The organism is Ottowia thiooxydans, assembly GCF_040548795.1.
GTDB classification, from domain to species: domain Bacteria; phylum Pseudomonadota; class Gammaproteobacteria; order Burkholderiales; family Burkholderiaceae_C; genus Ottowia; species Ottowia thiooxydans_A.
Map to the genome: position 1 here is coordinate 164,155 of NZ_JBEPSH010000001.1, position 26,170 is coordinate 190,324.

Sequence of the window (26,170 nt, forward strand, 5' to 3'; positions counted from 1 at the left end):
AGCCTCGATTCATGTCTGCTCCGACGGCCAACCATATTCCTATTCCAGAGCACGTCCGGAAGAAAGCGGCGGCCTGGCTCGTGGAGCTTCAGTCGGACGAGGTTGGCGAACACACACGCTACGAATGGCAAAGGTGGCGAGCAGCGCATCCAGATCATGAACGTGCCTGGCAGCGCATTGAGTCACTGGGCACCAAACTTCAAGCGCTGCAACCGGCTCTGGCCCATGCTGCCCTGTCTCCTGCAAAATCTTCTGGCCGACGGCGTACAGTACAGGCGCTGGCGGTGGCCCTTTTTGCGGGCGGGATAGCCTGGGTAGGCGAAGAGCGAGTGCCGTGGCGCCAATGGGCGGCAGATCGCCGAACAGGGGTGGGCGAGCGCGACACCATCATGCTCCCGGACGGCACGCGCATAGAGCTCAATTCTGATACGGCGATAGAGTTGGCTTTCTCAGATTCAGAGCGCGGGGTTCGGCTGGTGGCTGGTGAAATCTTTGTAGCGAGCGGGCCAGATGATCGCGCTCTGTCTCGTCCCTTCTTTGTCTATACAGCGGAGGGGCGTGTACAGCCGATAGGCACACAATTCACGGTTCGCCAGACGGTGCGAGGACAAAGCACTGTGGCCGTCTACGCCGGTGCTGTCATGGTGCAGCCCGAGCAGGGGAGTCCTCGTCTGCTCAATGCAGGTGAGCAGGCACGTTTTACACGTGAACAGGTGGCTGAGCCTGTCGATGCGGACGAGAGCAGCACGGCCTGGATACAAGGGATCATCGTCGCACAAGACATGCCGCTGGCTGCATTCATCGCTGAACTGGCGCGCTATCGCTCTGGCTGGCTAGGCTGTGCAGATTCGGTAGCGCATCTGAGAGTGACCGGCACCTACCCTGTCAGCGATACAACCAAGGTACTGGGCATGCTCACCAGGGCGCTGCCAGTTGAAATTCATTACCGCACCCGTTTCTGGGCGAGCGTGCAGCCTTCGACCCGTAGCGAATGAGCTCGCCGCGAGCCCTCGGGCGGCCATGAAGTTAAAAATTTTTAAAAAACTTCTTGTCGATTGATCCCTTTTGCGTTCTCAAGTGGCAATGAAAGTAAGGAACCCATCTTTACTTGCTTTCAAGAGGAGCGCACATGCGCCAGACAGTGCCTTATCACCCTTCGATTCAGTCCGCAGCTCTTCGGTATGGCAGACGCAGCGGCATTGCATTGGCCGTGGCACATGCTTTGGCCGGCGTGGTGGCAGGCTCGATCGCCTTGGCGGCTACTTCCGTGCACGCGCAGCCGGAAGCCTCACGTTCCTACAGCATACCCGCCGGTCCGCTGACTGGGGTGCTCAATCGCTTCGGCCGGGAGGCCGGGATCATGCTGTCTTTCTCGACGGAGTTGACCAACGGCTTGCAAAGTCCAGGTCTGTCAGGCGCTCATACCGTGTCTGACGCCTTGAGAATATTGCTTGTGGGTGCAGCGCTTCAGGCTGTTCGCCAGGGCGATGGGGGCTTTCTTGTGCAACGGATGCCCTCGGGCGCGCAGGGGTCTTCGTCGTCTTCAAGCGCAGGAGTTCTGCCGGAGGTCAAGGTCACAGCCCAGGCCGAGCGCAGCCCCGTCACTGAGGGCTCTCAAACATATAAGGCTGAGTACACCAACACGGCAACCAAGCTTTCGCTCACTCCGATCGAGACTCCACAGACGGTGACCGTCGTGACACGCCAGCAGATGGAAGACTTCGGAATGACGTCCGTTGACGACGTGTTGAAATCAGTCAGTGGAGCATTCGTAGCTGATCAGGGCGGTAACGGCAGCATGTATTACAGCCGCGGCTTTGCCATGCAGTCTCAGTATGACGGTACCCCCAATCCGGTGGGCATCAGCAACAACAACCGAAACCCTCAGATCGACAATGCCATCCTTGACAGGGTTGAAGTGCTCCAGGGTGCGGCAGGCCTTTTGACGGGCGCAGGAGCGCCTGGCGGCACCATCAACCTCGTGCGCAAGAGGCCGACAGAGACTTTTCAAGCGCATGTAGAGGCACAACTTTCCTCATGGAACGGGCGTCGCATCGTAGGGGATATCTCTGGGCCATTCGCAGAGTCGGCTCGTGTTCGCGGACGCCTGGTGGTCGTGGCGGACAATAGTCAGTCGTTCGTGGACTACGCTTACCGAAATCGCCGGGTTCTCTATGGTGTGGTGGAGGCCGACCTCACGTCTACCACCATGCTCGACGCCAGCGTGCAATACCAGCGAGACGTGGGGCGTCATGACTATGGCGCGCCATTTGCAGGCGATGGCAGCGAACTGAATATCCCGCGGTCATCCTTTTTTGCAGATGGAGGCAATCGCACGGTGAAGGAATACACCCTGACCACGCTGGGCTTGACGCAGCGTCTTCCCGGAGACTGGCAGGCCAAGGCCACGTTCACTCATGGGAAGACCGCCATGAGTGCGTTTCGCGACAGCTACGTGATGGGTGAGTTGGATGTGGCGACAGGCGAAGGCTTGGAGCTGCAACGTCAGCGCCGCTTGACACAGGACTTCAGCACCAATGCACTGGACGTCCATGCTTCGGGACCTTTCCATCTTTTTGGGAGAAAGCACGAGGCTGCTTTCGGCTTGAACGGGTCGTCCATGCACTACAAATCCCGGGGCACGGGCTATGCCATTGCCAATGATTTCAATGTCTATTCTTTCGACCCCATGTCTTTGGATGAAGGTCCGGAAGGTGGCGGCTATTCCAGCAACACCAAGACCACCCAGCTGGGGGCCTATGGTGTGGCCCGTTTCAATCTCAATGATTCGCTCAAGCTCATCACCGGCATTCGAGTCAGCAATTACAAGGAACTGGACGTGACGACCGGGCTCGCGAATAGCCGAGAAACCGGAGTCATCAGTCCCTATGCCGGCGTGGTTCTGGCACTGACTCCACAGACTTCCGTGTATGCAAGCTATTCCGACATTTTCAATCCGCAAGCGGAAAAGAACGTGGGTGGTTCATCTCTCAAACCGGTGGTTGGATCGAACTATGAGGTGGGGATCAAAGGAGATTTGTTCGACAAGCGGCTTCACGTTGCAGCGGCGTTGTTCCGTCTGGAACAAACCAACCTCCCGCGCGAAGACTCCACTGTGCCCTACGACCCTGCCAACCCCTGCGGAGGTACCTGCTATGTAGCCGCGGATAAGGTGGTAAGCCAGGGTATCAGTCTCAGTGCGAGCGGCCTGCTCGCGCCTGGCTGGAACGTGGCCGCGGGCTACACCTTGGTAGACAGCAAGTACGCCAGCGGCGGCACGGATGGGCAGCGTTACAGCCCTGAGTTGCCTCGGCACAGTCTTCGCCTCTCTACCGCCTATGCGCTCCCTGGGACCAGTTGGACGCTAGGCGGTACGCTTACTGCGCGCAGTAAGGTCTATCGCAACGACTCGAGTTGGACCACTGGCGATTCCTACACCATTCGCAGTGGCGGGCTTTTGCTGGTCGGTCTCATGGCCAAGTACCAGATCACTCCCAAGACAGAACTGGTGATGGCGGTAAGCAACCTGTTTGACCGCAAGTACCGCGCTTATCTGGAAAATAAGTACTACTCCACCTTTGGTGAGCCACGCAGGATAACCATCAACCTTAAATATCGGTTCTAGAGGCGACTCATTAGCCCGTTTGCACACTTTGGTGCGTTCGGTGCCTCACGCATTCGCTATCAGTACCATGGCCAGCCATAACTTCCGTTCGCGCTGGCACGCCGTGCCGCGAATATTCGCTGCGTGCCTGGGCGGCTATATGTTCACTTGGGGCTTCATTGCTCTCGGCATATCAGGTTTCTTCTCGCTGGGGATGCCGTTCAACGACGCCGAGCGCTTGAGCAATATCCTGGGGATGCTGGTGTACCTGGTCGCGTTTTTATGGGCATTCTCGAGGCGCAGCACAGCGCTGGTGTGGAGCGTGCTCGCCGTTAGCGGTGTGGTCATGACGGCGATGGCTTCATTGCTGCAGCTCGTCCTGACTTGAAGGCGGCGCGTATGTTTCAGAATCTGCGCCAATCCATGGCCTGGTTGCACACCTGGTTCGGTCTCGTTCTGGGCTTTGTACTGATGGTGTGCTTCTTCTTCGGTTCCATGTCGGTGTTTGACCGTGAAATTGACCGTTGGGCGATTGCCTCATCACGTTTCGCGCCCCAGCCCATGCCGTCGTTCGACAAAGTGCTGCGACCTGTCTTTGAGGCCATGCAGCCCGATGAGTCCAGCAGGAATTTCATGCGTAACCGCGTCAATGGCACATTGCCCGAGCATTTCAATACCGTCCATAGTTGGGAGGCCTACACCACGCACCGCGACCCAGTGCTAAGTCTGTTTTCTGCTCATGTGGTCCCCAATGCCAAGGACCCTGAGGAGGCTGCTGCAGGTACCTTGACGATTGACCCTCGCAGCGGTGCCGCATTACCTCAAGACCGACTCAAGATAGGTAGCGAATTTTTCTATCCTCTTCATTACAGTCTTAACCTGAGTTGGAAACGCTTGGGTACATGGATTGGCGGCTTTGCAGCGCTGGTCATGTTGGTGGCCTTGGTCAGCGGGCTGGTGATGCATCGCAAGGTGTTTCGAGAGTTCTTTACGTTCAGAAGTCACAGGTCCAGTCAGCGCAGTACGCTGGACCTGCACAACATGGCCGGGGTGCTGGCGTTGCCGTTTCATTTCTTCTTTGCCTTTACCGGCATGGTGATCTCCGCAGGCGTCTACTTCCCGGTGTCTGACATTCAGCTGGGCCCACTGCACGAATTGCACGAAAAACTGGAGTTTCAAGAGACAGGCTTGCCGCATGAACGCGCGGGTGTGGCCGCGCCTCTGGCTTCCGTGGACGCCATGGTGGCCGAAGCACAGCGCCGGTGGGAGTTGATGGGGATGGCGGGGGAGGTGGGTTTTCTTTCCATCAACCATGTCGGGGATGACAACGGCTTCGTGAGTATCTACCGTGCGGGTACGGACCGTATTGCCTTGGTTGGCGATGGCATTCACTTCAAAGCCGCGACAGGCGAAGTTTTGCGCCAGGACCCGCCGCGCTCCACTGTGAGCAGCATCAACACATTTCTAACGGGGCTGCACCTGCAGCACTTCCGTCATTGGTTGCTGCGCTGGCTCTATGTGCTGGGAGGTCTGATGGGTTGTGTATGCATCGCCACGGGTTTCATTTTCTTCGTCGAGAAACGGAAGATGCAGCATGCCAAAGCGGGAGCACAAGGTGCGAGGGTGGTTGACGCGATGGCTGTGACCATCATCACAGGCATGCTGATAGCCACTCTGAGCTTGCTCATCGCGAATCGACTTCTGCCGGAAGCTTTGCCCACGGGGTGGATCCCGCGGGGCCGCCTGGAGCAGCTCGTGTTCTGGACTGGCTGGTTGCTGGCAATGACGCACGCCTTCCTGCGCAATGCGCCCGTCGCGCGGAGTCGCAAGAGCCCAGCGTGGCGTGAGCAATGTCTCGCAGTTGCGACCATGGCGTTGGCCGCGGTGTTGCTGAACTGGATCACTACAGGCGACCATCTCTTGAAGACGGTGTTCACCAGCACCTACTGGCCGGTGGCAGGCGTGGACCTTTTCCTCCTCAGCACAGGGGGGCTGGCTTTCGTGGCCGCGCGCCGCTTGAAGTCCAACGCAGATAAAAATGAGCCCACCCGGCACTCAAGGACAGCCGGTGCTTGATGCAAGTGCTGCCGCATTGGTCATGCTCGTCGCGGCTTTGGTAAACGTGCTCGGCATGGCTTGGCTGGCGTTGTCCCTGGATTTCCACTGGGAGCAGGTTCAAGGCCAAATGCAGGACCCTGAGCTCGTGATCCGTTTGCGAGTGTGCGGCGTCCTGTCGTTGGCTTGTGGACTGGCTCTATGTCATTGGACGGACCATCCGTCCATGGCAGTTCTGGTCTGGGTTATGACGCTGACCGCTGCCGCATTGCTGGTTGCATTGATCTTGACCTGGAGACCGCGCTGTCTGAGAGTTCTGGCCTGGCTGGTGCGAGGGAGAAGCGGAAGCTAGTTTGCTTTGACTGCGCTTTTTTCCTGAAGCAGGGCCAAGCCTCCAAGACTGCATCATCAACCAGGTCGTGCAGAGGTCCACTGAACGACAAGGATGCTTACCAAAGCGATCGCCAATCCGGCGAAAGCTATTCCGGTGATGGATTGGGCCAGGAACACCCAGCCTAGTATCACGGCTGTCAAGGGGCTCAGCAACCCCAGGGATGTCACCGCCACGGAAGACAGTCGCTCAATCCCTCGGAACCACAACACATAGGACAGCAGAGCGCCTGCGAGGCATAGGTAGGCATATCCTGCGAACTGTGGAAGGGTTAACCGGGGGAGGGGAGCATCGACTAGAAGTGCCAATGGGGCGAGCATCAACCCACCAAGAAACAGCTGCCAGCCAGTAAGCGCCAGCACAGGCAGTGGCAGTTGCCAGCGGCGGGTCAGCCAGACACCTGCTGCAGTGCACGCTGCACCCAGTAATGCGGCGAGTATGCCGATGGGCTCAAATACGGTCTGTGGCGAGATCAAAAGCATGGCCATCCCCAAGACACCTGCCAGCGCTGCGATCAAGGCGGTACGTGCCGGGGACCTGCCATCCACCAGCCACGCCAGCGCCATCACCAAGAGCGGCTGAATCGCCCCAAGAACCGCTGCCAGTCCGCCTGGCAGACGGTACGCTGCCACGAAGAGCAGGGCCTGGAAAGCGCCAATGTTCAGCGCGCTCAGGATCAGAAGGCGAATCCAATGCTGGGACTCAGGTTTCTGGCGCGTGATCAGGATGAGCAGAAGCCCAGCTGGCAGCACTCGGATCAGTGCTGCAGTGAATGGCCGCTCCGGTGGTAGAAGTTCGGAGGTGACGATGTAGGTGGAGCCCCAAATGGCAGGGGCCACCGCAGTCAGCAGGAAGTCTTGCCATCGCGGCGGGGAGGCGCTGTTCGTCATGGTCATTTATCTTCAATTCAAGATAAAATGATTCTCAACGTAATTTATCTTGAAGTCAAGACAAATGAAAGCCAAGACGCCTTTGACCACACGCCCGAAAGATGCGGTGGACGCTATCCTCATGCAGTGGGAACGCGAGCGACCTGATCTGGACCCCAGCCCCATGGGGCCGATAGGGCGAATAAAGCGTTGTGCGGCCTTGCTTGATCACAGCCTGAATGAAAACTTTTCCCAGTTCGGCATGAGCATCTGGGAGTTCGATGTGCTGGCCTCGCTGCGCCGTGCGGGTGAGCCCTATCGCTTGAGCCCCACCGAATTGTTCTCATCACTGATGGTGACCTCTGGCACGATGACCCACCGCCTCAAGCGTCTGGAGGGTTCTGGCCTCATCGAGCGTGTTCCCAATGAAAGCGACGCGCGCAGCATGCTGGTGACGTTGAGCGCAAAGGGTCTGGAGCTGGTCAATCGTGCGGTCGAAGTTCACCTGGAGCGAGAGCGGTCGATCCTGAAATCGCTGCCTGCGGGGCTCTTGGCTGAACTGGATGCGCATTTGTCTGTGCTTCTCAATTCGCTCGAGGAGCACTCCGCGCGGGTAGTTTCCTCACCAGAAAAATGACTACGGAGACATAGGGTTCATCTTTCTTCATCTCAGCAGGTGCCACTTACTGACCTCTGTGAATGAAAGCGGGCCGTGCATGGCCTGGATTCTTTGAAATCGGTTCAGGTGCGAATGGCAGCGGCAAGGGGTCTCGTGGCAGTCAATGCAAGAAGAATGGCTAAAGCGCACAAACCCGCTGCCGAGAAAAACGTCCACGAGAAGGCATCGGTTATAGCTTGAGGTGAACTGTGTGCAAGGCCGTCGCCGCCCAGCACGGATGTAAAAAGCAGTGGCAGCAGAGAGGCGCCAGCCATAAAGCCTAGATTGCGTGACAGACCCAATAGCCCCGAGATCATGCCTTTGTGCTCATCTGCCGCGCGCAGCATGACGGCCGAGCTATTGGCCGCCAGAAAGAGCTGAAACCCTGGTGTCAGCAGTACCAGGGCAATCACATAACCCGGAATCTGATACAGACCAGGCAACACCGCGAAGCAGCAAAGCCCCGCAGTGGAAAGCGTGAGTCCTGCCAGCAAGGAGCGGTCCGCCCCGAATTTATCCGTAAAACGTCCAGCCGGAACCCCGGAAAGCGCAGCTGCAACAGGACCGGCTGCCATGACCAGCCCGGTTTGAGCGTCGGTCAGACCTAGTCCGAAGGAGAGGAAGAAGGGCCCTACGACCAATGTAGCCATCATGATGGCCCCTACGAGAAGGTTCATCAACAAGGAGGTAGAGATGCTTCGATCTCGCAGCGAACCCACGGGAACCAATGGCCGATCCGACGCAAGCTCTGCGCGTACAAATAAAAGCAATGCGATGGCAGCGCACATCAGCGACAGGATCGGAGCAATGTTCAGGACCACTTTCCCGCCAGCTGCCGATAGCGAGAGAAAAATCAATGTCACGGCAAGCCAGAAATTGCCTGACCAATCCATATAGGTGCTCGTGACCTGTCGCGCTCTTGGCTTCGGCACTGCAATCGAGACCAAGATCCACATGGCTGCAGCGAGTAAGGTCAACAAGGCAAAAGCTGCTTGCCATCCTAATTTTCCGATCAACATGCCGCCTAGTGAGGGCCCCATGGCGGTGCCGATCGCGGACGTACTTCCCAACAAGCCCATGACGGTACCTAAGCGTTCTTTTGGCATCAACCCTTTGGCCATGGCCATCGGCAACGACAGAAGGGTGGCGGCGCCTAATCCCTGGGCTACTCGTCCGGCAATCAACCACTCCAAAGTGGGAGCCAAAGTGCAGGCGGCTGACGCCGAGGTAAATAGCGCCAGACCGGCTAGGAGCACGCGCCGATTCCCGTACATATCACCCAGGCGTCCGGCCGAAACAATGGCCACCGTCACAGCGAGAAGGTAAGCCAGCATCACCCATTGAACCTGTTGAACCTCCGCAGAGAAGGCTCGCGCGAGTGTAGGCAGTGCCACGGTCGCTATGCTGATGCCTAGGGAGGCAAGGAGGATGGATCCCGCTAAAGCGGTCATGACGAGCCTTTGCTCAGGGTTAAAGCCTTCAGTCTTCATGGGCGTTTCCTTGCTTGATCTGGAATGAAGGCCTACTATGCAACCTCAAGTCAACTTGAGGTCAACTTGAGGTCGAACATGAGCCTTGTAGATATAGGGGTACTTTCAAAAACAGCGGGAATTCCCGTGTCCACGCTCCGCTACTACGAGGAAGTGGGATTGATACAGTCAGTCAGCAGAATTGGGCTGCGCCGGCAGTACCACGAGGACGCATTGGTACAACTCTCGTTGATCTCGTTGGGCAAGGCAGCTGGCTTTTCCCTGGATGAGATCAGGGGCATGTTCGACAAGGAAAGGCGGCCCAACTTGCCAAGGCCCACCTTGCATCAACGCGCAGATGAGCTGGATGCACAGATCCTGCGCCTGATGACACTCAGCAAATTGCTTAGGCACGTGGCCGAATGTCCTGCGCCATCGCATATGGCGTGCACGAGGTTCAGGAAGCTGTTGCGCGTGAACTCCCCTGGGATCGCCGCAGGTTAGGTTTTTGCAGAGGCGCTCTTTTGGAGTGGCGATGCCGCTCCACAGCGCGTGTCATTCATCGCGCGACCTGTGGCAAAGGGAAGAGGTGAGCCGCGGCGGAGCGGCACTCAGTGTTGGTGGTGTCCGCTGTTGGCTTCTCTGGGCTGCTGAACCCAGACTTTCACGGTTTTCTCTCCGGCTTTCTCAAACACCAGAGTCAAATCAAAGCGGTCGCCCACCACCAGGGGCTTTTTCAGGTCAACAAGCATCAAGTGCTGCTTCTGCCCATGACGAAGCTGAACGCTCTTTCCTGCAGGCAGCTCAATGCCTTGCACTTCGCGCATACGCATCACGTCGTTTTCAGTGCGCATGGAGTGCAGTTCTACCCTCGCAGCCACATCCGTGCGTGCGCCGAGCAAGCGGTCAGCTGCACCCCCAGCGTTGCGAATGGCCCGGAAGTAGGCAGCGCCGTTTTTGACCCCAGGCAGCGAGGGCGTGGCATAAGGGTGATCAATCACCACGTCACCTGCGCGGAAGTCGTGTGCATGAGCCCCGCTATTGAGCGTGACGAGCAGCATTGTGGCGGCCGCCAATGCGGCGCGGCGGGTCATGGGATGGGTCGACATGTGGTGTATCCGAATGGCTTGGCAGTTGGTGAACCAGCGCTAGATTCCTGGCTCACCACGGTTCGTTTCGGTGTCAGTCCCGCGCTCAGTGTTTGCCAGCGCCGTGCTTGTGCTGTGCGGCGGCATTCAAGGCGCGCACGGGCGCGGCAACTTGTACTGTTTCGCGTTTACCGCCGCTGTCTTCGAACACCAGGGTCAACGGTACAGACTCGCCTTCTTTGACTTGTTGCTTCAGGTCCATCAGCATCACGTGATGACCACCGGGTTTCAGTTCCACCGCTTTGCCGGCAGGCAGGTCGAGGGCGGGGATATGGCGCATTTTCATGACGTTGTCTTGCACGGCCATTTCATGGACTTCGACTACGGGGGTCAGTGGCGAGCTTACAGACACCAGTTTGGTGTCTTGAGCAGCCTGGATCTGCATGAACGCGCCCGTTGCTTTTTGCTGCGGCACAGTCGCTCTGACCCAGGCGTTCGTCACGGTCACCTGCGCATGGGCAACTGATGCAAAAAAGGATGCGGCGATGGCGATGTATGCAATTGAAATTTTCATGTTGAAGTTCTTGGAGTGAATAGGGTGAGAACGGTGCAAGCCCATCGCGAACTGAACAGTCATCTAACGGCGGTCGGATAGATCGAACGCATATCAAGACTTGCTGACTGGACGATTGATTGGATATGTTCCCAAAGACTACGGAGAAAAGCGCAGATATTCAAATCTGGCGGCGGCTAGAGGCACGTCGCAACGCGTCACGAAATCCACGGCCAGTTGCTTTTCGAATTCTTGCTCGAAATGATGAGTCTTCGTTGGTAGGGCCTATGGTCATGTTCGTCATGTTCGTCATGTTCGTCATGATCTTTGACCATTCGCGTTAGGCCAACCAACGCAGGACCTAAGAAAAACTCAAGTAAGAGCGGGAGGGCCGCGAGGTGGCAGAGGCGCGCCTGCAAGGGCGGCAAAAGGCGCCGCCAGCTCGGGCATTAACAGATGCAAGGGCGCAGGAGCGCTGGTCCCGACAACGCTCTGCGATGGAAGCGGTAAGGTGGATCCCAAGCACAGCGAACAGTCCAATGTGTGCTGGACATTGTTTTCGGCCTGACTCTCATCGTCCAGGTAAACCACTTTCATCGCGCCGCCGACGGTGCAGATGATTTCCGAAGCCTTGGGCAGAACGATAGGAGAGGCCGTTGCGACACCCAGCATCAGCATGAACCACACCAATACCAGGCGGCTCAGAACGGAAGATGTGCGCAACGCGTGCATAGGCTAATTATCGGTGAAAACCCTTTGACTCCATTCAATGCGGATTTGTCACCGTCCCAAGGCTGTGTGTCTGCCCAGCTAGGGGCCTGGTTGCGCAGTCCGAGAGCAAGCCCGGTTGATTCAGTTCTTACATGCTTCACGATGCTTTACACGCCGGTCATAAGACCGCACCCTGTGCGCATCTAAGCTGATTGCCAGCGTATGTTCGCATTCCGCAATAGGCGTTTATCGCTTGTGAATGGAATGGGAGCGACGAGTCTTCAACCCTTGAAAGGAGTATTTCCATGAACGCACGCGGCATCATCGCTTTGACGGCTATGGCCTTTGGTATCAGTGCAGGCGTGGCCAACGCGCAGCCCTATTCGCAGGACCGCCATGGCAGGGGTCCGCACCAGGAACAATCGCGTCATCATTCTCCGTCGCGCGATGCGCATAAACACGGTCGCCATGCGGGCCCTCCGCGCGGACCCCTCTACCAGGCACCGGTGGCAGTCCACGTCCGCCCGCCTGTTCATGCACATCGCGGCAGAGGTGCGGGTCCTGGCCGGCATTTCTACAGGGGCGATCGGCTGCCCACCTATTACCGGACCCCACATTACGTGGTCAGCGATTGGCGCGGTCACCACTTGAGCGCACCTCCCCGGGGGCATCGCTGGGTTCAGGTGGGCGGTGACTATGTGCTGATTGCCATCGCCACGGGCATCATCGCGCAGCTTGTCCTCAACTAACGGCGAGCCGTGAAGAAGGAGGGGATCAACTCAAAGTGATCCCCGCGCTCTTGATTATCTGCTGATACTTTTCCGAATCGTCGCGCACCTGTTTCTTGAACTGATGGATGCTGCCTCCAGAAGCCACAATCCCCTGTTTAAGAAGCGCCTGTTGAATATCCGGTGTCTTCAGGATCGCATTCAGTTCAGTATTTAATTTTTCAAGAAGGGCTTGCGGTGTGTTGGCCGGTGCAAACATCCCGTAGAAGAGCTCGAATACAGCGTCTTTCAAGCCGGCCACCCTGGACAGCGGGGGAACACCAGGCAGGGCAGGGTCTTCCAGCTTACTGGTGACTGCAAACGCATGAAGCTGACCAGATTCGATGAAGGGAAGTGCAGTCGTCACGCTCAAGAGGGAAAGGCTGACCCGACCGCTGATAACGTCAGTCGTGATGGACGCTGCGCTGCGATAAGGCACATGCAGGATGTCTGTGCCTGTCATGCGATTGATGTATTCCAGCATGAGGTGGTGGGGAGTACCGACTCCAACCGTTGCCAGGCTAACCTTTCCGGGGTTGCTTTTGACATATTGCAAGAGTTCGGGCGTCGTTTGCCTGGGAATGCCTTTGTTACCCACCAGGACGAGCCCCGATGATGCAATGTTCCCTACAGGCGCCAGGTCCGTGAGCCCGTTGTATTTCAGGTTGGGGTTGACGGCCCACGCAATACACACCTCACTCGTAGAGCCCAGCATGAGGGTATGGGCGTCAGGCGCGGCTCTTGCTACACGGGTGGCACCGAGGGCCCCACCAACGCCGCCCAGATTCTCTATGACGATCGACTGCCCCAGCCTGTTCGACAGGGCTGGGGCGATCAAGCGTGCGACTGCGTCGACGCTTCCCCCTGCCGCATATCCCAGCACCATATTGATTTGCTTGTCTGGCCATGCCCAGGCGGCTGCGGCCGGTAGTGCCAATGCCGGAGCCGCCACGTAGGAGAGCATGGTTCTGCGGGAGACCGAGCGGAGATTTCTAGACATACTTTTTCCTTCTTCGGGTCAGTGGGTGGGGTGATGGGGCTTACAAGCCTTATTTGCGGGAGCCGAGTTCTTCATCTACCACCGACAGCCAGTAGGCAATACCGTAAGGAATGGCTTTGTCGTTGAAGTCGTAATTGGGCATGTGAAGATCTCCGCCGCCATCACCCAGTCGGCGACCGTTACCGATCAACATGAAGGCTCCGGGGCGCTTTTGCATCATCCAGGAGAAGTCCTCCCCACCTGTCGTCGGGGCAATATCCAGATCCACGGCTTGGCCATCGGTGACTCGAGCTGCGGCGCGTGCGGCAGAAGCAAATGCGTCATCGTCGTTGATGACCGGCGCGGAATTCCACCAGAGCTTGACTTCTACCTTGGCTCCTGCAAGCTCGGCGTGCGCCTTTGCGAGCGCCTTGATCTTGCTCTCCAGAAGCGTTTGCACTGCTGGGGAAAACGCGCGCATAGTTCCCGATATGAGCAGCTCTGAAGGCATGACATTCATGGCGTTCGGGTCCCCGGCGCTAATGTGCCCCACGCTGACAATGGCCGATTCTGTAGCCGGCACATTTCTGGAAATGATAGTTTGCAGCCCAAGCACAAAGTTGGCTTGAGCTACAGCAAGATCTGCGGTCAAGTGAGGAAACGCGCCTCCGTGGCCTCCTGCTCCTCGAAACGTGACCTGCCAGCGTCCGGAAGCGGCCATCATGGCACCGGCCCGCATGCCGAAATGACCTAATGAAATTGAGGGGAAAGAGTGAAGGCCAAAGATGCGGTCACATGGGAAGCGCTCAAACAACTGGTCTTCCAGCATGGCCAGCGCACCACCTCGCCCTTCTTCGGCAGGCTGGAAGATGAGATGGACCTTGCCTTCGAAATCGCGGTCTTCAGCTAATGCGCGGGCCGCACCCAACAGCATGGCTGTATGCCCGTCATGTCCGCAGCCGTGCATTCTTCCGGCATGTTGAGACGCGTGAGGGAGATTGTTGGTTTCCTTCATGGCCAAGGCATCCATATCGGCGCGCAAGCCAATGGCGCGGTTTCCAGCTCTTTGGCCGTGGATGGTGCCAACCAGGCCAGTTTTTCCGATGGAGTGCTCCACTTCCACCCCCCAACTGAGGAGCTTGGATTTCACCAGTTCCGAGGTTCTGGTCTCCTCGAACCCAAGCTCTGGATGAGCATGGATATCGCGTCTGATTTCGATGATGTCATCAAGCCTATCGTGGGCTCGTTGCAGGTAATTTTTCATATTCTTCTCAAGTTGGGAGTTCAACCAGGTGGGCGTCTTCTAGTGGCATGAGTGTCGTGGAATTCAACGTTCAAGCGGCTTCAAGTTCTGCTTCTATGCTCAGGAATTCAGCCGTGGCCCGGTCTATGGACTCGGCGTCGAGATGACGGTGGGTTACGCACCGCAACAGGTGGGGTCCCCATTCCCGGACCCAAACGCCTCGATCACGAAGCTTGGAGACCCATTCGATTGCGGTCATCCCTGTTCGCGCGACGTTGACTTGAACTATGTTTGTTTGCGGTGTATTGGCTGACAGGTGGCTTGAAGCGTTGAAGCCATGTGCTAAACGCCTGGCCATGGCGTGGTCTTCCGAGAGTCGATCAATTTGCTCCGGAGAAAGTGCCACCAGGCCGGCAGCAGCAGATATGCCTACCTGGCGCTGAGTACCGCCTAAAGCCTTGCGAAGAAAGCGCGCACGGTCAATGAACTCCTTTGGGCCTACCAAGACAGCTCCCATAGGGGCGCTCAATCCCTTGGACAAGCACACTGAAACGGTGTCCGCCTGGGCGCAGATGCTGGCGGCGCTGGTGCCAAGCGCTAACGCTGCGTTGAACAAACGCGCACCATCAAGATGGACCCTGGCTCCTGCTGCATGAGCCAGCCGATAGACCTCTTGCATGTGCCCAAGAGGCGCGACTGCACCGCCCTCGTTGTTATGTGAGGTTTCAGCGCAAACCAGACTTGGTCTGAACGGATCATCGGAAGGATGAAGGGACGCTGCCAATGCAGTCACGCAAAGCGCACCGCGTGCATCAGGTATTGATTGAAAAAAACAGCCGGTCAGGGCCGCGGCGCCTTGTTCTGAAGTCAGGATATGCGAGCCTGTGCCAGCGATGACGGTTTGCTGCCTTCCAGCCTGGGCAAGTATCGCCAGAAGGTTGCCCATAGTGGCGCTGGGCACATACAAGCCAGCCTGCTTGTCGAGAAGCGCCGCCGCATGCTGCTCCAGCTTGAGAGCGGTAGGGTCCCTTCCCAGGCCGTCGTCGCCGAGCGGAGCCGTGCACATCTGCTCATACATGCGTTCCGTCGGTAGTGTCACCGTATCACTTCTCAGGTCGATCATTTGAAGACTCATTGATAAACAGTGCGATATGAGTGCATTGAGTCCCACTGTGGGGGGCTCACTTGCCGCTGGCAGGCAACTGCGATGCGGTTGAGGAGATCCTATTTTTAAAATTTTGTGATGAGAAGTGATAAATTCATGAATCAATTTCAAATAATATTCATGAATCTATCAGCCTTCAGAACTTTGCAGGCAGTGCTTGTGCACGGCAATTTCACTGCTGCGGGGGTGGTAGTGGGGTGTACACCGAGTGCTGTCAGTATTCAGATCAAGCAACTGGAGCAGTACTTCGGGAGACCTCTGTTCAACCGCAGTACAAGAGCGGTGGTTGCCACGCCATTTGCCAAAGAGGTTGGTGCTGCCGCTTCGTCTTTTATTGAGCGCATTGAATCTCTTCGGGCACGACCTTCCATGGCGGTGGAAGGAAAGCTTAGGTTTGGAGTCATGACCAGCATGCAAAGTGAACTGCTGCCTCTGGCCTTGGGTGTATTGCGAGAAAAGCACCCCGCGTTGGAAATCAAGGTCCCCCCGTTGAATGACCCCGGAGAATTGCTGGCCGCGTTACGGTCAGGTCAAATTGATGTGGGGCTTCTTGCGAGGCCGGAAAGCGGAGGGTCTACGCGATTGGGTTGGTACGACCTGCTTCGGCAACCCTACGTGATGCTTGCACCCACCAATGCCTCCGAACTCGACGCTGGAGAGCTTCTTGAGCGCTATGGCTGGATCAGTTATGAGCCCGGCATCGCTGGAGGTCGGGTTGCCGCCCGAACCGCGCGGGCACTGGTGCCTGGAATTTCTCCTATTCTGGAACTCCGCTCCATTGACGCCATTGTGTCCATGGTGGCTGCGGGAATCGGCGTGGCGATCTTGCCTAAGCCCAGGAATCGGCTTTTGGCAGCCTATAACGTCCAGGTGCTTGGGCTCGGTCGCACGGCGCCATCCAGGCAGATCTCTCTGGCGTGGAGGCATTCGGACGGTGAAAATCGAAAGATCACAGCCTTGTGCGAAGCTTTTGAAGAGATCAAGTCCGAAGCCGCTTAGCGCGCCATGACCAAGCAGGCGCTAACCGCTAGGCAGTCCGAGTCCCTCAAGTGCGTGCTTTCTTCACCAACACCGGTTCGCTTCGGTAGCGGTCGGGAAAAAGGCGTTTGAGCCCCTCTACTTTGGGCAGATCGTTGATGACGATATATGGATTGCGAGGGTTCTCGGTCATGTAGTCCTGGTGGGACATCTCAGCAGGGTAGAAGCTGGGCTTTTCTTCCAGGCGCGTCACTATGGTTTTGGGGTAGACGCGCGCCGCGTTCAGCTGAGCCACGTAAGCTTGCGCCACCTTGAGTTGCGCCGGGCTGCTGGCAAAGATGGCCGAGCGGTATTGCGTTCCGACGTCGGGCCCCTGGCGATTGAGCTGAGTGGGGTCATGCGCCACCGAGAAGAATATCTGCAGCAAGGTGCCGTAGCTCACCTGGGTGGGGTCAAAAGTGACCTCGACTGATTCGGCATGGTTGGTATTGCCTCGGCTGACCAGCTCATAGGCCGCAGTGTTTGCGGTTCCGCCGCTGTAGCCGGACACCGCACGTTGTACGCCTTTGACATGCTGGAACACGCCCTGCACACCCCAGAAACATCCGCCTGCAAATATCGCGCGCTGTGGCGTCTGGTCACTGGTTGGGAGGTCTTGCGCAGGAGCTGGAATCCGCACAGCTTCTTCCGCGGAGTAAGCACGTCTTTGCCAGAGCAGTCCGCCGCCCAGCAAGACAGTACTTCCCAGCAGAGCCTGGAGCAGGTTGCGACGGCTGGGCACAGATTTCGAAGAATCAGAAGATTTCATGTCTTTCATCCAAAAGTAAAGGCGTAAGCCGAACTACCCGAGCCCAGGAAAATCGATGGTGTAGGTCTGTTGGGTGAACACGCCCTAGTACAACGGTTGTGCTGTGACGATCTGCTCAAGCGGGCTTGGGCGAGAATGTCAGAGACAGACCGTTCATGCAGTAACGCAGTCCTGTCGGAGGAGGGCCGTCCTCGAAGACATGGCCGAGGTGGCCGCCACAGCGCCTGCAGTGGGCTTCTATGCGAACCATGCCATAGCTGCGGTCGGTCCGAGTTCTCACGGCGTTTTCCAAAGGCTTCCAGAAGCTGGGCCAACCCGTATTGCTTTCAAACTTGGTGGCGGAAGAAAACAGGGGCAGAGCGCAACCTGCGCATGCAAACGTGCCTGTGCGCTTTTCAGCATTGAGTGGACTGCTTCCCGGCCGCTCCGTACCCTCCTTGCGCAAGACGGCGTACTGCTGTGGACTGAGCCGATTTTTCCATTCGGCGTCTGTGTAGTTCACCTCGAAGGTCTCGGATGCAGCTGCTGCGACCGCACTGCGGTGAAAAACCCCGGCCAAAAGAGCGCTGGTAGAGGCGGCTGTGGCCAGGAGCAAGTGTCGTCTGGTGGTCATGACATCGGTTTCCTAGAGAGAATGCCAGTCAGCTTACAGGTGCAGAGTCTCGAAGTCTTCACGCAAAGTTAAAAGATTCGTGATAACTCGGGGTCTGAGACTCAGGATTGCGCACAATGTGAAGCAGCGAACCGTTCCGCGTTGTCGTCTACCTTGAAACCCCGTATTTATGAGCACTGCCCGCCGAGTCCTGCTGGTTGAGGACGACGTCCACATCGCCGATCTTCTCTTGCTCCATCTGCGGGACGAAGGCTTGGAGGTGGTCCACTGCGCGCGTGGCGATGAGGGCTTGGCGCAGTTGGAGCGGGGTGGTTGGGATGCGCTGGTGCTGGACATCATGTTGCCTGGAGTTGATGGCCTGGAGATTTGCCGACGAGCGCGTGCCATGACGCGCTACACCCCCATCATCATCATCAGCGCTCGGTCCAGCGAAGTGCACCGCATCCTTGGCTTGGAAATTGGCGCGGACGACTACCTTACCAAGCCCTTTTCCGTGCTGGAGTTGGTGGCCCGTGTAAAAGCGCTGTTGCGCCGCGTGGATGCACTGGCGCAGAACGCACGCCTGGATTCGGGCCAGCTTTCCAGACATGGACTGACCATCGACCCGGTCACCCGTGACGCACGCCTTGAAGGCCAAAGGCTTGATCTGACACCGCGAGAGTTTGACCTGCTGTATTTCTTTGCGCGGCAGCCGGGCAAGGTGTTTTCACGCATGGATTTGCTGAATGCCGTATGGGGCTACCAGCATGAAGGCTACGAGCACACTGTCAACACCCACATCAACCGGCTTAGAGCCAAGGTCGAGGCCAATCCGGCAGAACCAGCGCGCATCCTCACGGTCTGGGGGCGTGGTTACAAGTTTGCCGAAGACGGGGAAGGTCAATGAGCCTGAAGCTCACACTCACGCAGCGACTGGCCGTGGTGTTCGCCGTTTTGTTGTTGATTTGCAGCGGCACGTCGGCGTGGCTCCAGGTTCGCTCCAACCGCATGCATGAGTTGGAGGTGGTCCAAGCGCTTTCACGTGATGTGGCAGAGAGCATCGCGCGGGACGCCCAACTCACGGATGCCAACGGCCTCATGCCGGGCGCCGTTCGCAATCTTTTCAACCAGCTCATGATGGTCAACCCCAGTGTGGAGGTTTACCTGCTGGAGCCTGATGGCCGCATAGCAGGGCACGCCGCTCCCGAAGGCCGCCTGCGCCGTGAGCAGGTCGATCTAGGCCCTGTACGCCGATTTCTGGAGGGTCGAATGCTGCCCATTCTGGGCGACGATCCACGCAGCTCGGACGGCCGAAAAGTGTTCAGCGCCGCCCCATTGAGTGTGAAGGGTAAGCAGGTGGGCTTCATTTATGTCGTGCTACTGGGGGAGGCGCATGACCTGCTTGCGGCCAAGGGATCCGCCAATGCCGTCTTGAAGACTGCGCTGCTCTCCATCGCTATGGTGGCGTTGCTGTGCCTTGCGGCCGGCCTCGTGGCGTTTGCGCTGATTACGCGGCCATTGCGCCGGCTGACTGAGTCAGTGCGCCAGTTTGATATCGACGGCCCACCGCCTGAGCTTTCTGCTTTGCCGGCCGGAAGTATGGAGAAGGGCCAGGACGAGATTGCAGTGTTGGATTCCGCCTACCGGCAGATGGTCCGGCGCATGGGTGAGCAGTGGAAAGCGCTGACGCGTCAAGACCAGGAGCGCAGGGAGCTGATTGCCAACGTGTCACATGACCTGCGCACACCTTTGTCTTCTCTGCATGGCTACCTGGAAACTTTGCTGTTGAAAGACGCTAGTTTGGAGCCATCGGAGCGTCGCCGCTACCTGGGAATTGCACTGGAGCAAAGCCGAAAAGTGGGGGCTCTTTCCCAGAGTCTTTTCGAACTGGCACGCCTGGAGTATGGCTTCGTTCAGCCTGAGCCTGAAGCCTTTTCCCTGGCTGACTTGGTGCAAGATGTCTTCCAGAAATTTGAGCTGCGTGCGCAGGCCCAGCACGTTCAATTGGACGCAGACTTTCCTCTGCAATTGCCTTCTGTCAGGGCTGACTTGGGAATGATTGAGCGCGTTTTGAGCAATTTACTGGACAACGCCCTGCGGTACACACCCGAGGGTGGGCGGGTTCGGGTGGTGATTGTCGTCAAGGGCGACCGGCTTGAAATTACGGTCAGTGATTCGGGCCCTGGCATTGCTAGTGAGCTTCGAGAGGGGCTCTTTCGCAGGCCATTCACCGTGGGCGGTGCGCGTCGTGATGGTGGCTTGGGGCTACGCATCGTGCACACCATGCTGGAACTTCAGGGCAGCTCAATCAAACTTGTGGAAACTGGAGACACAGGCGCCAGTTTTCAGTTTTCTCTGCCACGCGCCGTGGAGCATTCTGTCTCTGTGTGAGTTAGCAAAGCGGTCAGCGACCGGATAATTTACCGCACTGTCACCGACACCCAGGCAAGCCTGGGCGCGGGGCTTTCACCTCAACCGAGGTTGAAGGGCATCTGGCGTATCGGTTTTCCTGTCAGCTTCGCAACGGCGTTGGCAAATGCCGGTGCCAGTGGCGGAAGGCCCGGCTCTCCCATGCCCTTGGGCGGTTCCGCACTCGGCACGATGTGCACCGATATCTCCGGCGCGTCGGTGATGCGTGCAACGGTGAAATCACCGAAGTTGCTTTGGTCCACGACACCGTCTTTCAGGGTAATTGCAGAGCCCGGCAGGCACATTGAAAGGCCCATGACTGCCGCGCCCTGAACTTGGGCCTCGACGCTACGTGGGTTAACTGCCAGGTTGCAATGCACACCGGCAGTGGCTCGGTGCAGTACCGGCTGGCCATCCTTGACCGAGGCCTCGACAACGTAAGCCACCACGGATTCGAACGACTCGTGCACGGCCACACCCCAGGCGCGGCCCGCTGGTAACTGCTTTTTGCCGTAGCCGCTCTGATCTACCGCCAGCTGAAGCGCTGCGCGGTGGCGCGGATGTTTGTCGTCGAAAAGGCGCATCCGATAGGCCACCGGGTCTTGATTGGTAGTGCGAGCTATGTCGTCAAGCAAGGTTTCCATGACGAACGCGGTGTGGGTCGAGCCCACGCTGCGCCACCACAAAACCGGCACGTTGAGCTTGGGATGGTGCACGGTCAGGCGCATGGGCAGGTCATACGGATCGCGCATGCCTTCCGTCGCCGAGGCGTCAATGCCATCCTTGACTTGAAACGACTCAAATACCGTCCCCGCCAGAATGGACTGTCCAACCAGCACATGATCCCAAGCCAGCACCTTGCCGCGCTCATCGAACCCAATGCTTGCGCGATGCAGGTGCATGGGCCTGTAGTAGCCTCCCTTGACATCGTCTTCACGGCTCCAAATAAGGCGGACCGGTACGTTCAAGCCCGCTGTGCGCGCAGCCTTGGCGACCTCGCAAGCCTCGACCACATAGTCACTGGTTCCGACGAAACGCCTGCCGAAGCCGCCCCCTGCCATCTGCACGTTCACCTTGACCTGCTCCGGCTTCAGACCGAGCGCCTTCGCTGCTGCGCCAGCATCCAGTCCAGCGCTCTGCGTGCCAACCCACAGTTCGGCTCCGTTTTCCGTCAACTTAACTGTGCAGTTCAGTGGCTCCATCGGAGCGTGGGCCAGATAGGGAAACAGAATCTCCGCATCGATCCGGTGGGGCGCCTTATCGAGTGCGGACATGTCAGCATCGTACTTTCGCGGGCCAGGCGTCTTGGCCAGTTCCCTGTACTGCGCCAGTTGTTTTTCGCTGTCGACTTTCTCTACAGCCGCCGTGTTCCATTGCAGCTTGAGCGCGTCGCGCCCCACCTTGGCGGGCCAATAACCGTCAGCCACTACCGCGATCCCTTCGCCGCCACCATCCACCGGAATGCGAAACACCGCTTTGACGCCCTTCACGGCACGCGCAGCGCTGTCGTCAACAGAGGTAAGGCGAGCGCGGAAAACGGGTGGGTGCGCCACCACCGCGGTGAGTTGACCCGGGTGCTTGACGTCAATTCCAAAATCCTGGCGCCCGCTACTCTTGGCGCGTGCATCCAGGCGCGTCGTTGGCTTGCCAATGATCCGAAAGTCTTTCGGGTCTTTCAGTACCACTTTCTCGGGAACGGGCAGTGCCATGGCTGCCTCGGCTAGTTCGCCATAACCGGCCTTGCGGCCACCGGGGCCGATCACTGCGCCGGCTTGCGTGCGAAGCGTGGCTGCGTCCACATTCCATTTCAAGGCTGCGGCAGACAGCAACATGGCTCGCGCACGCGCACCGAGTTCGCGGTATTGCGTGAAGCTGTTCTTGATCGAGTTGGAACCACCGGTCAAGTGCATGCCGAAGAGTGGGTCGTAGTAAGCGGCGTCGTTGGTGCCGCTCTTGCTGCGCACCAAACTCCAATCCGCATCGAGCTCTTCTGCCAGGATCATGGGCAAGCCAGTCTGTACCCCCTGTCCGAATTCAAGGCGGTTGATGGTGATGGTGACCTCACCATTGGGGGCGATCTGTACAAAGGCCGAGGGTTGCTGTGTGGGCTTCAAAGCGCCCGGCGGTTTCGCTGCACCGTCTGCCTGTGCCAATGCCAGGTGTGGAAAGGCACCAATCGCCAGGCCGCCAACGCTGGCCATCTTCAGGAAGCTGCGGCGTGGTAGGCCTGGGATATCAGTGTCGCTGGCTTGATCTCGTTCCAGAAGGTGCTGCAGGGCGCGCGGCCACTCGCTCGGCTGTATGGAGGTAGGCATCATGATGGGTACTCCTTCAAGCGAGGGTTTTGGCCGCGTCGGCTATTGCGGCGCGGATACGTGAATAGGTCCCGCAGCGGCAAATGTTGCCAGCCATGGCTGAATCAATTTCTGCGGCAGTGGGTTGTTTGCCTTTGGGCTGTGACTTCAAAAACGCCGTGGCGCTCATGATCTGGCCACTCTGGCAGTAGCCGCACTGTGCGACGTCGTGCTTGACCCACGCTGCGTGCACGGCGGAGCCGACTCGGTCGGTGCCATCTGTGGCAGCCTCTATGGTGGTGATCTTCTTGCCCTCTGCCGCGGAAATGGGCGTAATGCAGGAGCGGATAGCCTGCCCGTCCAAATGCACGGTGCAGGCGCCGCAGAGGGCAGCGCCACAGCCGAATTTGGTGCCGGTCATGCCCAGCGTGTCGCGCAGAGCCCACAGAATGGGGGTAGAAGGATCGGCTTCAATCGCATGGTCTCGGCCGTTAATTTGGAGCACGCTCATGGGTATTTTTTTGAAGTGGCAGTATTGAAGAGCGCCGATGCGGGTTTGCGGGGCGGTGAGGCCACGAGACCTTGTAGATGCTCTGGGGCTTGTCAACAGAAGTCTATGGAGTTAGACCAGGAAGAGGAATGGGGTAAATCCGCATGCCGTATTAAGCTAAGCTTCAAGATATGAAGCTGAATCACCTGGACGGACTGATCGCATTCTGGAAAGTCGCCGAACATCGCGGCTTCACAGCAGCGGCTGCAGAGTTGGCTGTATCGCCGTCGGCACTTAGCCAGGCCATACGGCAGCTCGAAGCTCGTCTCGGCGTGCGCTTGTTGAACCGAACCACCCGAAGCGTGAGCTTGACCGAGGCTGGCGAGGCCTATCTTGGGCGCGTAGGCCCGGCCCTTGGGCAGGTGATCGATGCGGGCGACGAATTGAATGCGCTTCAGGGGCGGCCTTCCGGCCTATTGCGTTTGAACGCGGCGCGAGCCTCTATCGCACTCGCTTTGCGACCGCTGCTGGATGGTTTTCTGCGCACGTACCCCGATGTGCAGCTCGAAATCACCAATGACGAGGGTTTTGTGAATATCGTTGAGAGAGGCTTCGACGCAGGCATCCGCTTCGGGGAGAGCATAGACCTCGATATGGTTGCCGTCCCCATTGGAGGGCCGGTGCGGGTCGCCGTGGTGGCTTCACCGGAGTACCTGCGTCGCATGCCTGCGCCTCACCATCCGGATGAGCTCGTGCAACACAACTGCATACGTCTGCGCTTTTCCACGACTGGGGCCATCTATAAGTGGGAATTCGAGATGGGCGGCCGGATGATAGATTACGAGGTCGCAGGCAACTTGATCATCAGCGATACGACTTTCAGCATTGACGCTGCGCTCGAGGGTATTGGCCTGGCCTACACCTTCGAGGACTTTGCTGAGCCGCATATTCAAGCTGGGCGACTGGTGAGGGTGTTGACTGATTTTTCCCCCACATTTCCCGCTTTCCAGCTGTATTACCCCACCCGACACAACCAACCTTCCAAGCTCAAGGCGCTAATCGAATACGTTGGCAAGCATAGGAGTTACCGACGCGCGTCGTCATGAGATTGAACGCGCCGGCTGTGGCTCGCGTGGATGAGCGCTTGCGTCAGCAGGTACCCATGTAGTCGCATTTGCCGATCTCAACACCGTTTTAGCGCTGTTTTTAACCTATTAGCACCTGGAGAAATAGTGTTAACAGGCCCTGAGTCGCTATGGACATAGTGACCGAGGTTTATGGTTGTCAAAACCTGACGCTCGTAGATGAACTATGGAGAGCGTTTGTTGCGAAAAAGCTTGGTGTTGCCTCGAATGTACTTGCCTAAATGTCTCTTGTGCCTCTGCATCCGCCCGAAAATTCAGAGCATCCCCAGAAGGCTTTTCCTGCCGCGGGGCCTTGCTTTGCAACACGCCGCACCATTGGCTTACTGCAGCGGGGGCAGGGTGGTTCGGTGGGTATTACCGTCTTTGCTGCCGGAATGGTCAACTCAGTGGCAGGGGGCGTCAGGCCTTGCGGGTTCAAGTTCTGCGACCCTGGCGATTTTGACCCTAGTGAGGGCGAGGACGTATTCCCATCGCCTTTTCCACGGGCTTCGCGTAGCAAGCTCATGAGTGCGGCGCCATCCATGAGCTGGATATTGCGGCCCTGCGCAAACGCCAAGGCCTCCTTCGTGAAGCGTCCGGAAGTCACTACGAAGCCGCCGGAGGCACCATGGGCGGCCATGACGCCATAGAGCTCGCGCACTGTAGAAACGCCTACTTTGAAGGCTTTCCATTGCTTGCATTGTACGAACGATTTTTCTCCCGCCTTGGTGACCACCAAGTCCACACCACCATCTGCACCGCCACCGCCCAGTTCCTTGACCGCATAGCCTCGGCGTCGAAATCCTTCTCCCACCAGAACTTCGAATTGTTGCCACGACATGCCTTGCAGTGCATCGGGGCTGCTACTTGAGGAAGTAGAGTCAAAAAGAGCGTGTCTACGCCTGCGGCGGAGTGCCGAAGCCAGCGCTCCAATAAGGCAGAGAACCGGAAGCAGGTATTGGCCAAAAGTGGCGAGAGTCTGAACCATGGCGTCTACCGCAAATTGCCCGATTTGTGGTGCAGACGTTGCGGTAGGGAGGGAGCGGGAGGCCACTGCGTGCAGCACCCAATAGCTAGCGATCGCCAGAGCTACGCCCAGCCACCAGGGCAGCATGGCCACCAAGTCCATGAGGTCTTCTACTGGGCTGGACTTGCGGCGTCTCGACATTCTTAGCCTCCTGCGTTAACTATTAGTGAATAGTTAACATTTTGCAATATCTAAGGAGAGCGCCAGCAGCTCGCCGATCGATATATGCAGAGGATCCTTAAGGGTGGGCTCGCCTGCTAGCAACTCGTGAATTAATAGGCTCCCATGTAGTCGCGTTTGCCAATTTCAACACCGTTGTGGCGCAGGATGTCATACACGGTGGTCACGTGGAAGAAGAACTGTGGCAGCCCGTAGTGCAGAAGATATGTGCTTGCAGTCAGCTTCCTTTCTTTGGGTGTGCCTGGGCGCAACACGATCTCACGGCTTTCGCTTTGGTCGAATTGTTCGGGCTTGAAGGATTCGATATGGTCCAGGGCCTTGGCGATCAAGGCTTGCAGATCAGCGAAGCTGACTTCGGTGTCGGGCCAGGATGGCACCTCGGCGCCAGCCAATCGGGAAGAAATGCCTTTGGAAAAATCTGAGGCGATCTGGACTTGGCGTACCAGCGGAAACATGTCGGGGAACAGCCGCGCCTGCAGCAGCGCATTGGGGTCGATATTTTTTTGTGTCGCGTGGTCTTCGGCTTTCTTCAGCACATCTGACATGGCGCGCAGCATCTGCTGCATGACGGGGACGGAAGCGGTGTACAGAGGGCTGGTCATTGTGGGTTTACTTTTTGATTGGCGCGTGGCCGGGGTTGGCTCGGCAGGGCACTACCGACCACGTGAGGCTAACAGCAAAATGATGAACTTGCGCGAAGAGCCTTCCTTTGGATC

Annotated in this window: 26 protein-coding genes; 12 read left to right on the forward strand and 14 right to left on the reverse strand. The window is 57.9% G+C overall.

Features of this window, described 5'->3' with window-relative positions; translation table 11 throughout:
- Positions 1-11: 11 nt before the first annotated feature.
- The 5 genes from ABIE13_RS00805 (at position 12) to ABIE13_RS00825 (ending at position 6,011) form a co-directional block, all read left to right on the forward strand.
- A complete protein-coding gene (locus ABIE13_RS00805) occupies positions 12-995 on the forward strand; it encodes a FecR family protein (protein ID WP_354440303.1) in 984 nt (327 codons plus the stop codon).
- Between the two features lie 134 nt (positions 996-1,129).
- Positions 1,130-3,625: a TonB-dependent siderophore receptor gene (locus ABIE13_RS00810; RefSeq protein WP_354440304.1), complete on the forward strand. Its 2,496-nt coding sequence runs from the start codon at positions 1,130-1,132 to the stop codon at positions 3,623-3,625.
- A gap of 40 nt (positions 3,626-3,665) precedes the next feature.
- On the forward strand, positions 3,666-3,992 hold the full coding sequence (locus ABIE13_RS00815; RefSeq protein WP_354440305.1) for an iron uptake protein: 327 nt from the start codon (positions 3,666-3,668) through the stop codon (positions 3,990-3,992).
- A gap of 11 nt (positions 3,993-4,003) precedes the next feature.
- A complete protein-coding gene (locus tag ABIE13_RS00820; protein WP_354440307.1) occupies positions 4,004-5,680 on the forward strand; it encodes a PepSY-associated TM helix domain-containing protein in 1,677 nt (558 codons plus the stop codon).
- On the forward strand, positions 5,643-6,011 hold the full coding sequence (locus ABIE13_RS00825) for a DUF3325 domain-containing protein (RefSeq protein WP_354440309.1): 369 nt from the start codon (positions 5,643-5,645) through the stop codon (positions 6,009-6,011). Before ABIE13_RS00820 ends, ABIE13_RS00825 begins: the two co-directional genes overlap by 38 nt.
- Before the next feature lie 56 nt (positions 6,012-6,067).
- Here the strand turns inward: ABIE13_RS00825 and ABIE13_RS00830 are convergent, their stop codons facing one another.
- Positions 6,068-6,940, reverse strand: coding sequence for an EamA family transporter (locus ABIE13_RS00830; RefSeq protein ID WP_436278363.1), 873 nt, complete (start codon positions 6,938-6,940; stop codon positions 6,068-6,070).
- A gap of 64 nt (positions 6,941-7,004) precedes the next feature.
- On the opposite strand from ABIE13_RS00830, the gene ABIE13_RS00835 reads away from it, so the two are divergent.
- Entirely contained in the window at positions 7,005-7,556 is a 552-nt protein-coding gene (locus ABIE13_RS00835; RefSeq protein ID WP_354441213.1) for a MarR family winged helix-turn-helix transcriptional regulator, read from the forward strand.
- A 104-nt stretch (positions 7,557-7,660) separates the two neighbouring features.
- Here ABIE13_RS00835 and ABIE13_RS00840 read toward each other — a convergent pair whose 3' ends face one another.
- Positions 7,661-9,067, reverse strand: coding sequence for an MFS transporter (locus ABIE13_RS00840; protein WP_354440313.1), 1,407 nt, complete (start codon positions 9,065-9,067; stop codon positions 7,661-7,663).
- A 78-nt stretch (positions 9,068-9,145) separates the two neighbouring features.
- On the opposite strand from ABIE13_RS00840, the gene ABIE13_RS00845 reads away from it, so the two are divergent.
- Entirely contained in the window at positions 9,146-9,550 is a 405-nt protein-coding gene (locus tag ABIE13_RS00845) for a helix-turn-helix domain-containing protein (protein WP_354440315.1), read from the forward strand.
- A gap of 107 nt (positions 9,551-9,657) precedes the next feature.
- On the opposite strand, the gene ABIE13_RS00850 is transcribed toward ABIE13_RS00845, so the two are convergent.
- The 3 genes from ABIE13_RS00850 to ABIE13_RS00860 form a co-directional block, all read right to left on the reverse strand.
- Entirely contained in the window at positions 9,658-10,155 is a 498-nt protein-coding gene (locus ABIE13_RS00850; protein ID WP_354440316.1) for a copper chaperone PCu(A)C, read from the reverse strand.
- A gap of 85 nt (positions 10,156-10,240) precedes the next feature.
- On the reverse strand, positions 10,241-10,708 hold the full coding sequence (locus tag ABIE13_RS00855) for a copper chaperone PCu(A)C (protein WP_354440317.1): 468 nt from the start codon (positions 10,706-10,708) through the stop codon (positions 10,241-10,243).
- A gap of 351 nt (positions 10,709-11,059) precedes the next feature.
- On the reverse strand, positions 11,060-11,419 hold the full coding sequence (locus ABIE13_RS00860) for a DUF2946 family protein (protein WP_354440319.1): 360 nt from the start codon (positions 11,417-11,419) through the stop codon (positions 11,060-11,062).
- Positions 11,420-11,703: 284 nt separating this feature from the next.
- Here ABIE13_RS00860 and ABIE13_RS00865 point away from each other — a divergent pair, with 284 nt between their 5' ends.
- Positions 11,704-12,147: an RcnB family protein gene (locus tag ABIE13_RS00865; RefSeq protein WP_354440320.1), complete on the forward strand. Its 444-nt coding sequence runs from the start codon at positions 11,704-11,706 to the stop codon at positions 12,145-12,147.
- Positions 12,148-12,172: 25 nt separating this feature from the next.
- Here the strand turns inward: ABIE13_RS00865 and ABIE13_RS00870 are convergent, their stop codons facing one another.
- The 3 genes from ABIE13_RS00870 to ABIE13_RS00880 all read right to left on the reverse strand — a co-directional run bounded on the left by ABIE13_RS00870 (position 12,173) and on the right by ABIE13_RS00880 (position 15,510).
- Positions 12,173-13,165, reverse strand: coding sequence for a Bug family tripartite tricarboxylate transporter substrate binding protein (locus tag ABIE13_RS00870; protein WP_354440321.1), 993 nt, complete (start codon positions 13,163-13,165; stop codon positions 12,173-12,175).
- Positions 13,166-13,214: 49 nt separating this feature from the next.
- Entirely contained in the window at positions 13,215-14,408 is a 1,194-nt protein-coding gene (locus tag ABIE13_RS00875; RefSeq protein ID WP_354440322.1) for an amidohydrolase, read from the reverse strand.
- 70 nt (positions 14,409-14,478) lie between these two features.
- The gene (locus ABIE13_RS00880; protein ID WP_354440324.1) at positions 14,479-15,510 is read right to left on the reverse strand and encodes a threonine aldolase family protein; all 1,032 of its coding nucleotides are present in this window, start codon (positions 15,508-15,510) and stop codon (positions 14,479-14,481) included.
- A 162-nt stretch (positions 15,511-15,672) separates the two neighbouring features.
- On the opposite strand from ABIE13_RS00880, the gene ABIE13_RS00885 reads away from it, so the two are divergent.
- A complete protein-coding gene (locus ABIE13_RS00885; protein ID WP_354440325.1) occupies positions 15,673-16,551 on the forward strand; it encodes a LysR family transcriptional regulator in 879 nt (292 codons plus the stop codon).
- 46 nt (positions 16,552-16,597) lie between these two features.
- Here ABIE13_RS00885 and msrA read toward each other — a convergent pair whose 3' ends face one another.
- Positions 16,598-17,338: a peptide-methionine (S)-S-oxide reductase MsrA gene (gene msrA, locus ABIE13_RS00890; protein ID WP_354440327.1), complete on the reverse strand. Its 741-nt coding sequence runs from the start codon at positions 17,336-17,338 to the stop codon at positions 16,598-16,600.
- 115 nt (positions 17,339-17,453) lie between these two features.
- Positions 17,454-17,951 carry a peptide-methionine (R)-S-oxide reductase MsrB gene (gene msrB / locus ABIE13_RS00895; protein WP_354440329.1) on the reverse strand — a complete coding sequence of 166 codons (498 nt, stop codon included), beginning with the start codon at positions 17,949-17,951 and terminating at the stop codon, positions 17,454-17,456.
- A gap of 169 nt (positions 17,952-18,120) precedes the next feature.
- Here msrB and ABIE13_RS00900 point away from each other — a divergent pair, with 169 nt between their 5' ends.
- Both ABIE13_RS00900 and ABIE13_RS00905 read left to right on the forward strand, forming a co-directional pair.
- Positions 18,121-18,837 carry a response regulator transcription factor gene (locus tag ABIE13_RS00900; protein ID WP_354440331.1) on the forward strand — a complete coding sequence of 239 codons (717 nt, stop codon included), beginning with the start codon at positions 18,121-18,123 and terminating at the stop codon, positions 18,835-18,837.
- Complete coding sequence (locus ABIE13_RS00905) at positions 18,834-20,321, forward strand: sensor histidine kinase (protein ID WP_354440333.1); 1,488 nt, start codon at positions 18,834-18,836, stop codon at positions 20,319-20,321. Before ABIE13_RS00900 ends, ABIE13_RS00905 begins: the two co-directional genes overlap by 4 nt.
- Positions 20,322-20,401: 80 nt before the next feature.
- On the opposite strand, the gene ABIE13_RS00910 is transcribed toward ABIE13_RS00905, so the two are convergent.
- Entirely contained in the window at positions 20,402-22,657 is a 2,256-nt protein-coding gene (locus tag ABIE13_RS00910; protein WP_436278364.1) for a molybdopterin cofactor-binding domain-containing protein, read from the reverse strand.
- Positions 22,658-22,670: 13 nt separating this feature from the next.
- Positions 22,671-23,144: a (2Fe-2S)-binding protein gene (locus ABIE13_RS00915; RefSeq protein WP_354440335.1), complete on the reverse strand. Its 474-nt coding sequence runs from the start codon at positions 23,142-23,144 to the stop codon at positions 22,671-22,673.
- Between the two features lie 170 nt (positions 23,145-23,314).
- On the opposite strand from ABIE13_RS00915, the gene ABIE13_RS00920 reads away from it, so the two are divergent.
- Positions 23,315-24,229, forward strand: coding sequence for a LysR family transcriptional regulator (locus ABIE13_RS00920; protein ID WP_354440337.1), 915 nt, complete (start codon positions 23,315-23,317; stop codon positions 24,227-24,229).
- A gap of 256 nt (positions 24,230-24,485) precedes the next feature.
- On the opposite strand, the gene ABIE13_RS00925 is transcribed toward ABIE13_RS00920, so the two are convergent.
- Both ABIE13_RS00925 and ABIE13_RS00930 read right to left on the reverse strand, forming a co-directional pair.
- Complete coding sequence (locus tag ABIE13_RS00925) at positions 24,486-25,415, reverse strand: restriction endonuclease (RefSeq protein WP_354440338.1); 930 nt, start codon at positions 25,413-25,415, stop codon at positions 24,486-24,488.
- 131 nt (positions 25,416-25,546) lie between these two features.
- Positions 25,547-26,056, reverse strand: coding sequence for a DUF1993 domain-containing protein (locus tag ABIE13_RS00930; protein ID WP_354440340.1), 510 nt, complete (start codon positions 26,054-26,056; stop codon positions 25,547-25,549).
- Between the last annotated feature and the right edge of the window lie 114 nt (positions 26,057-26,170).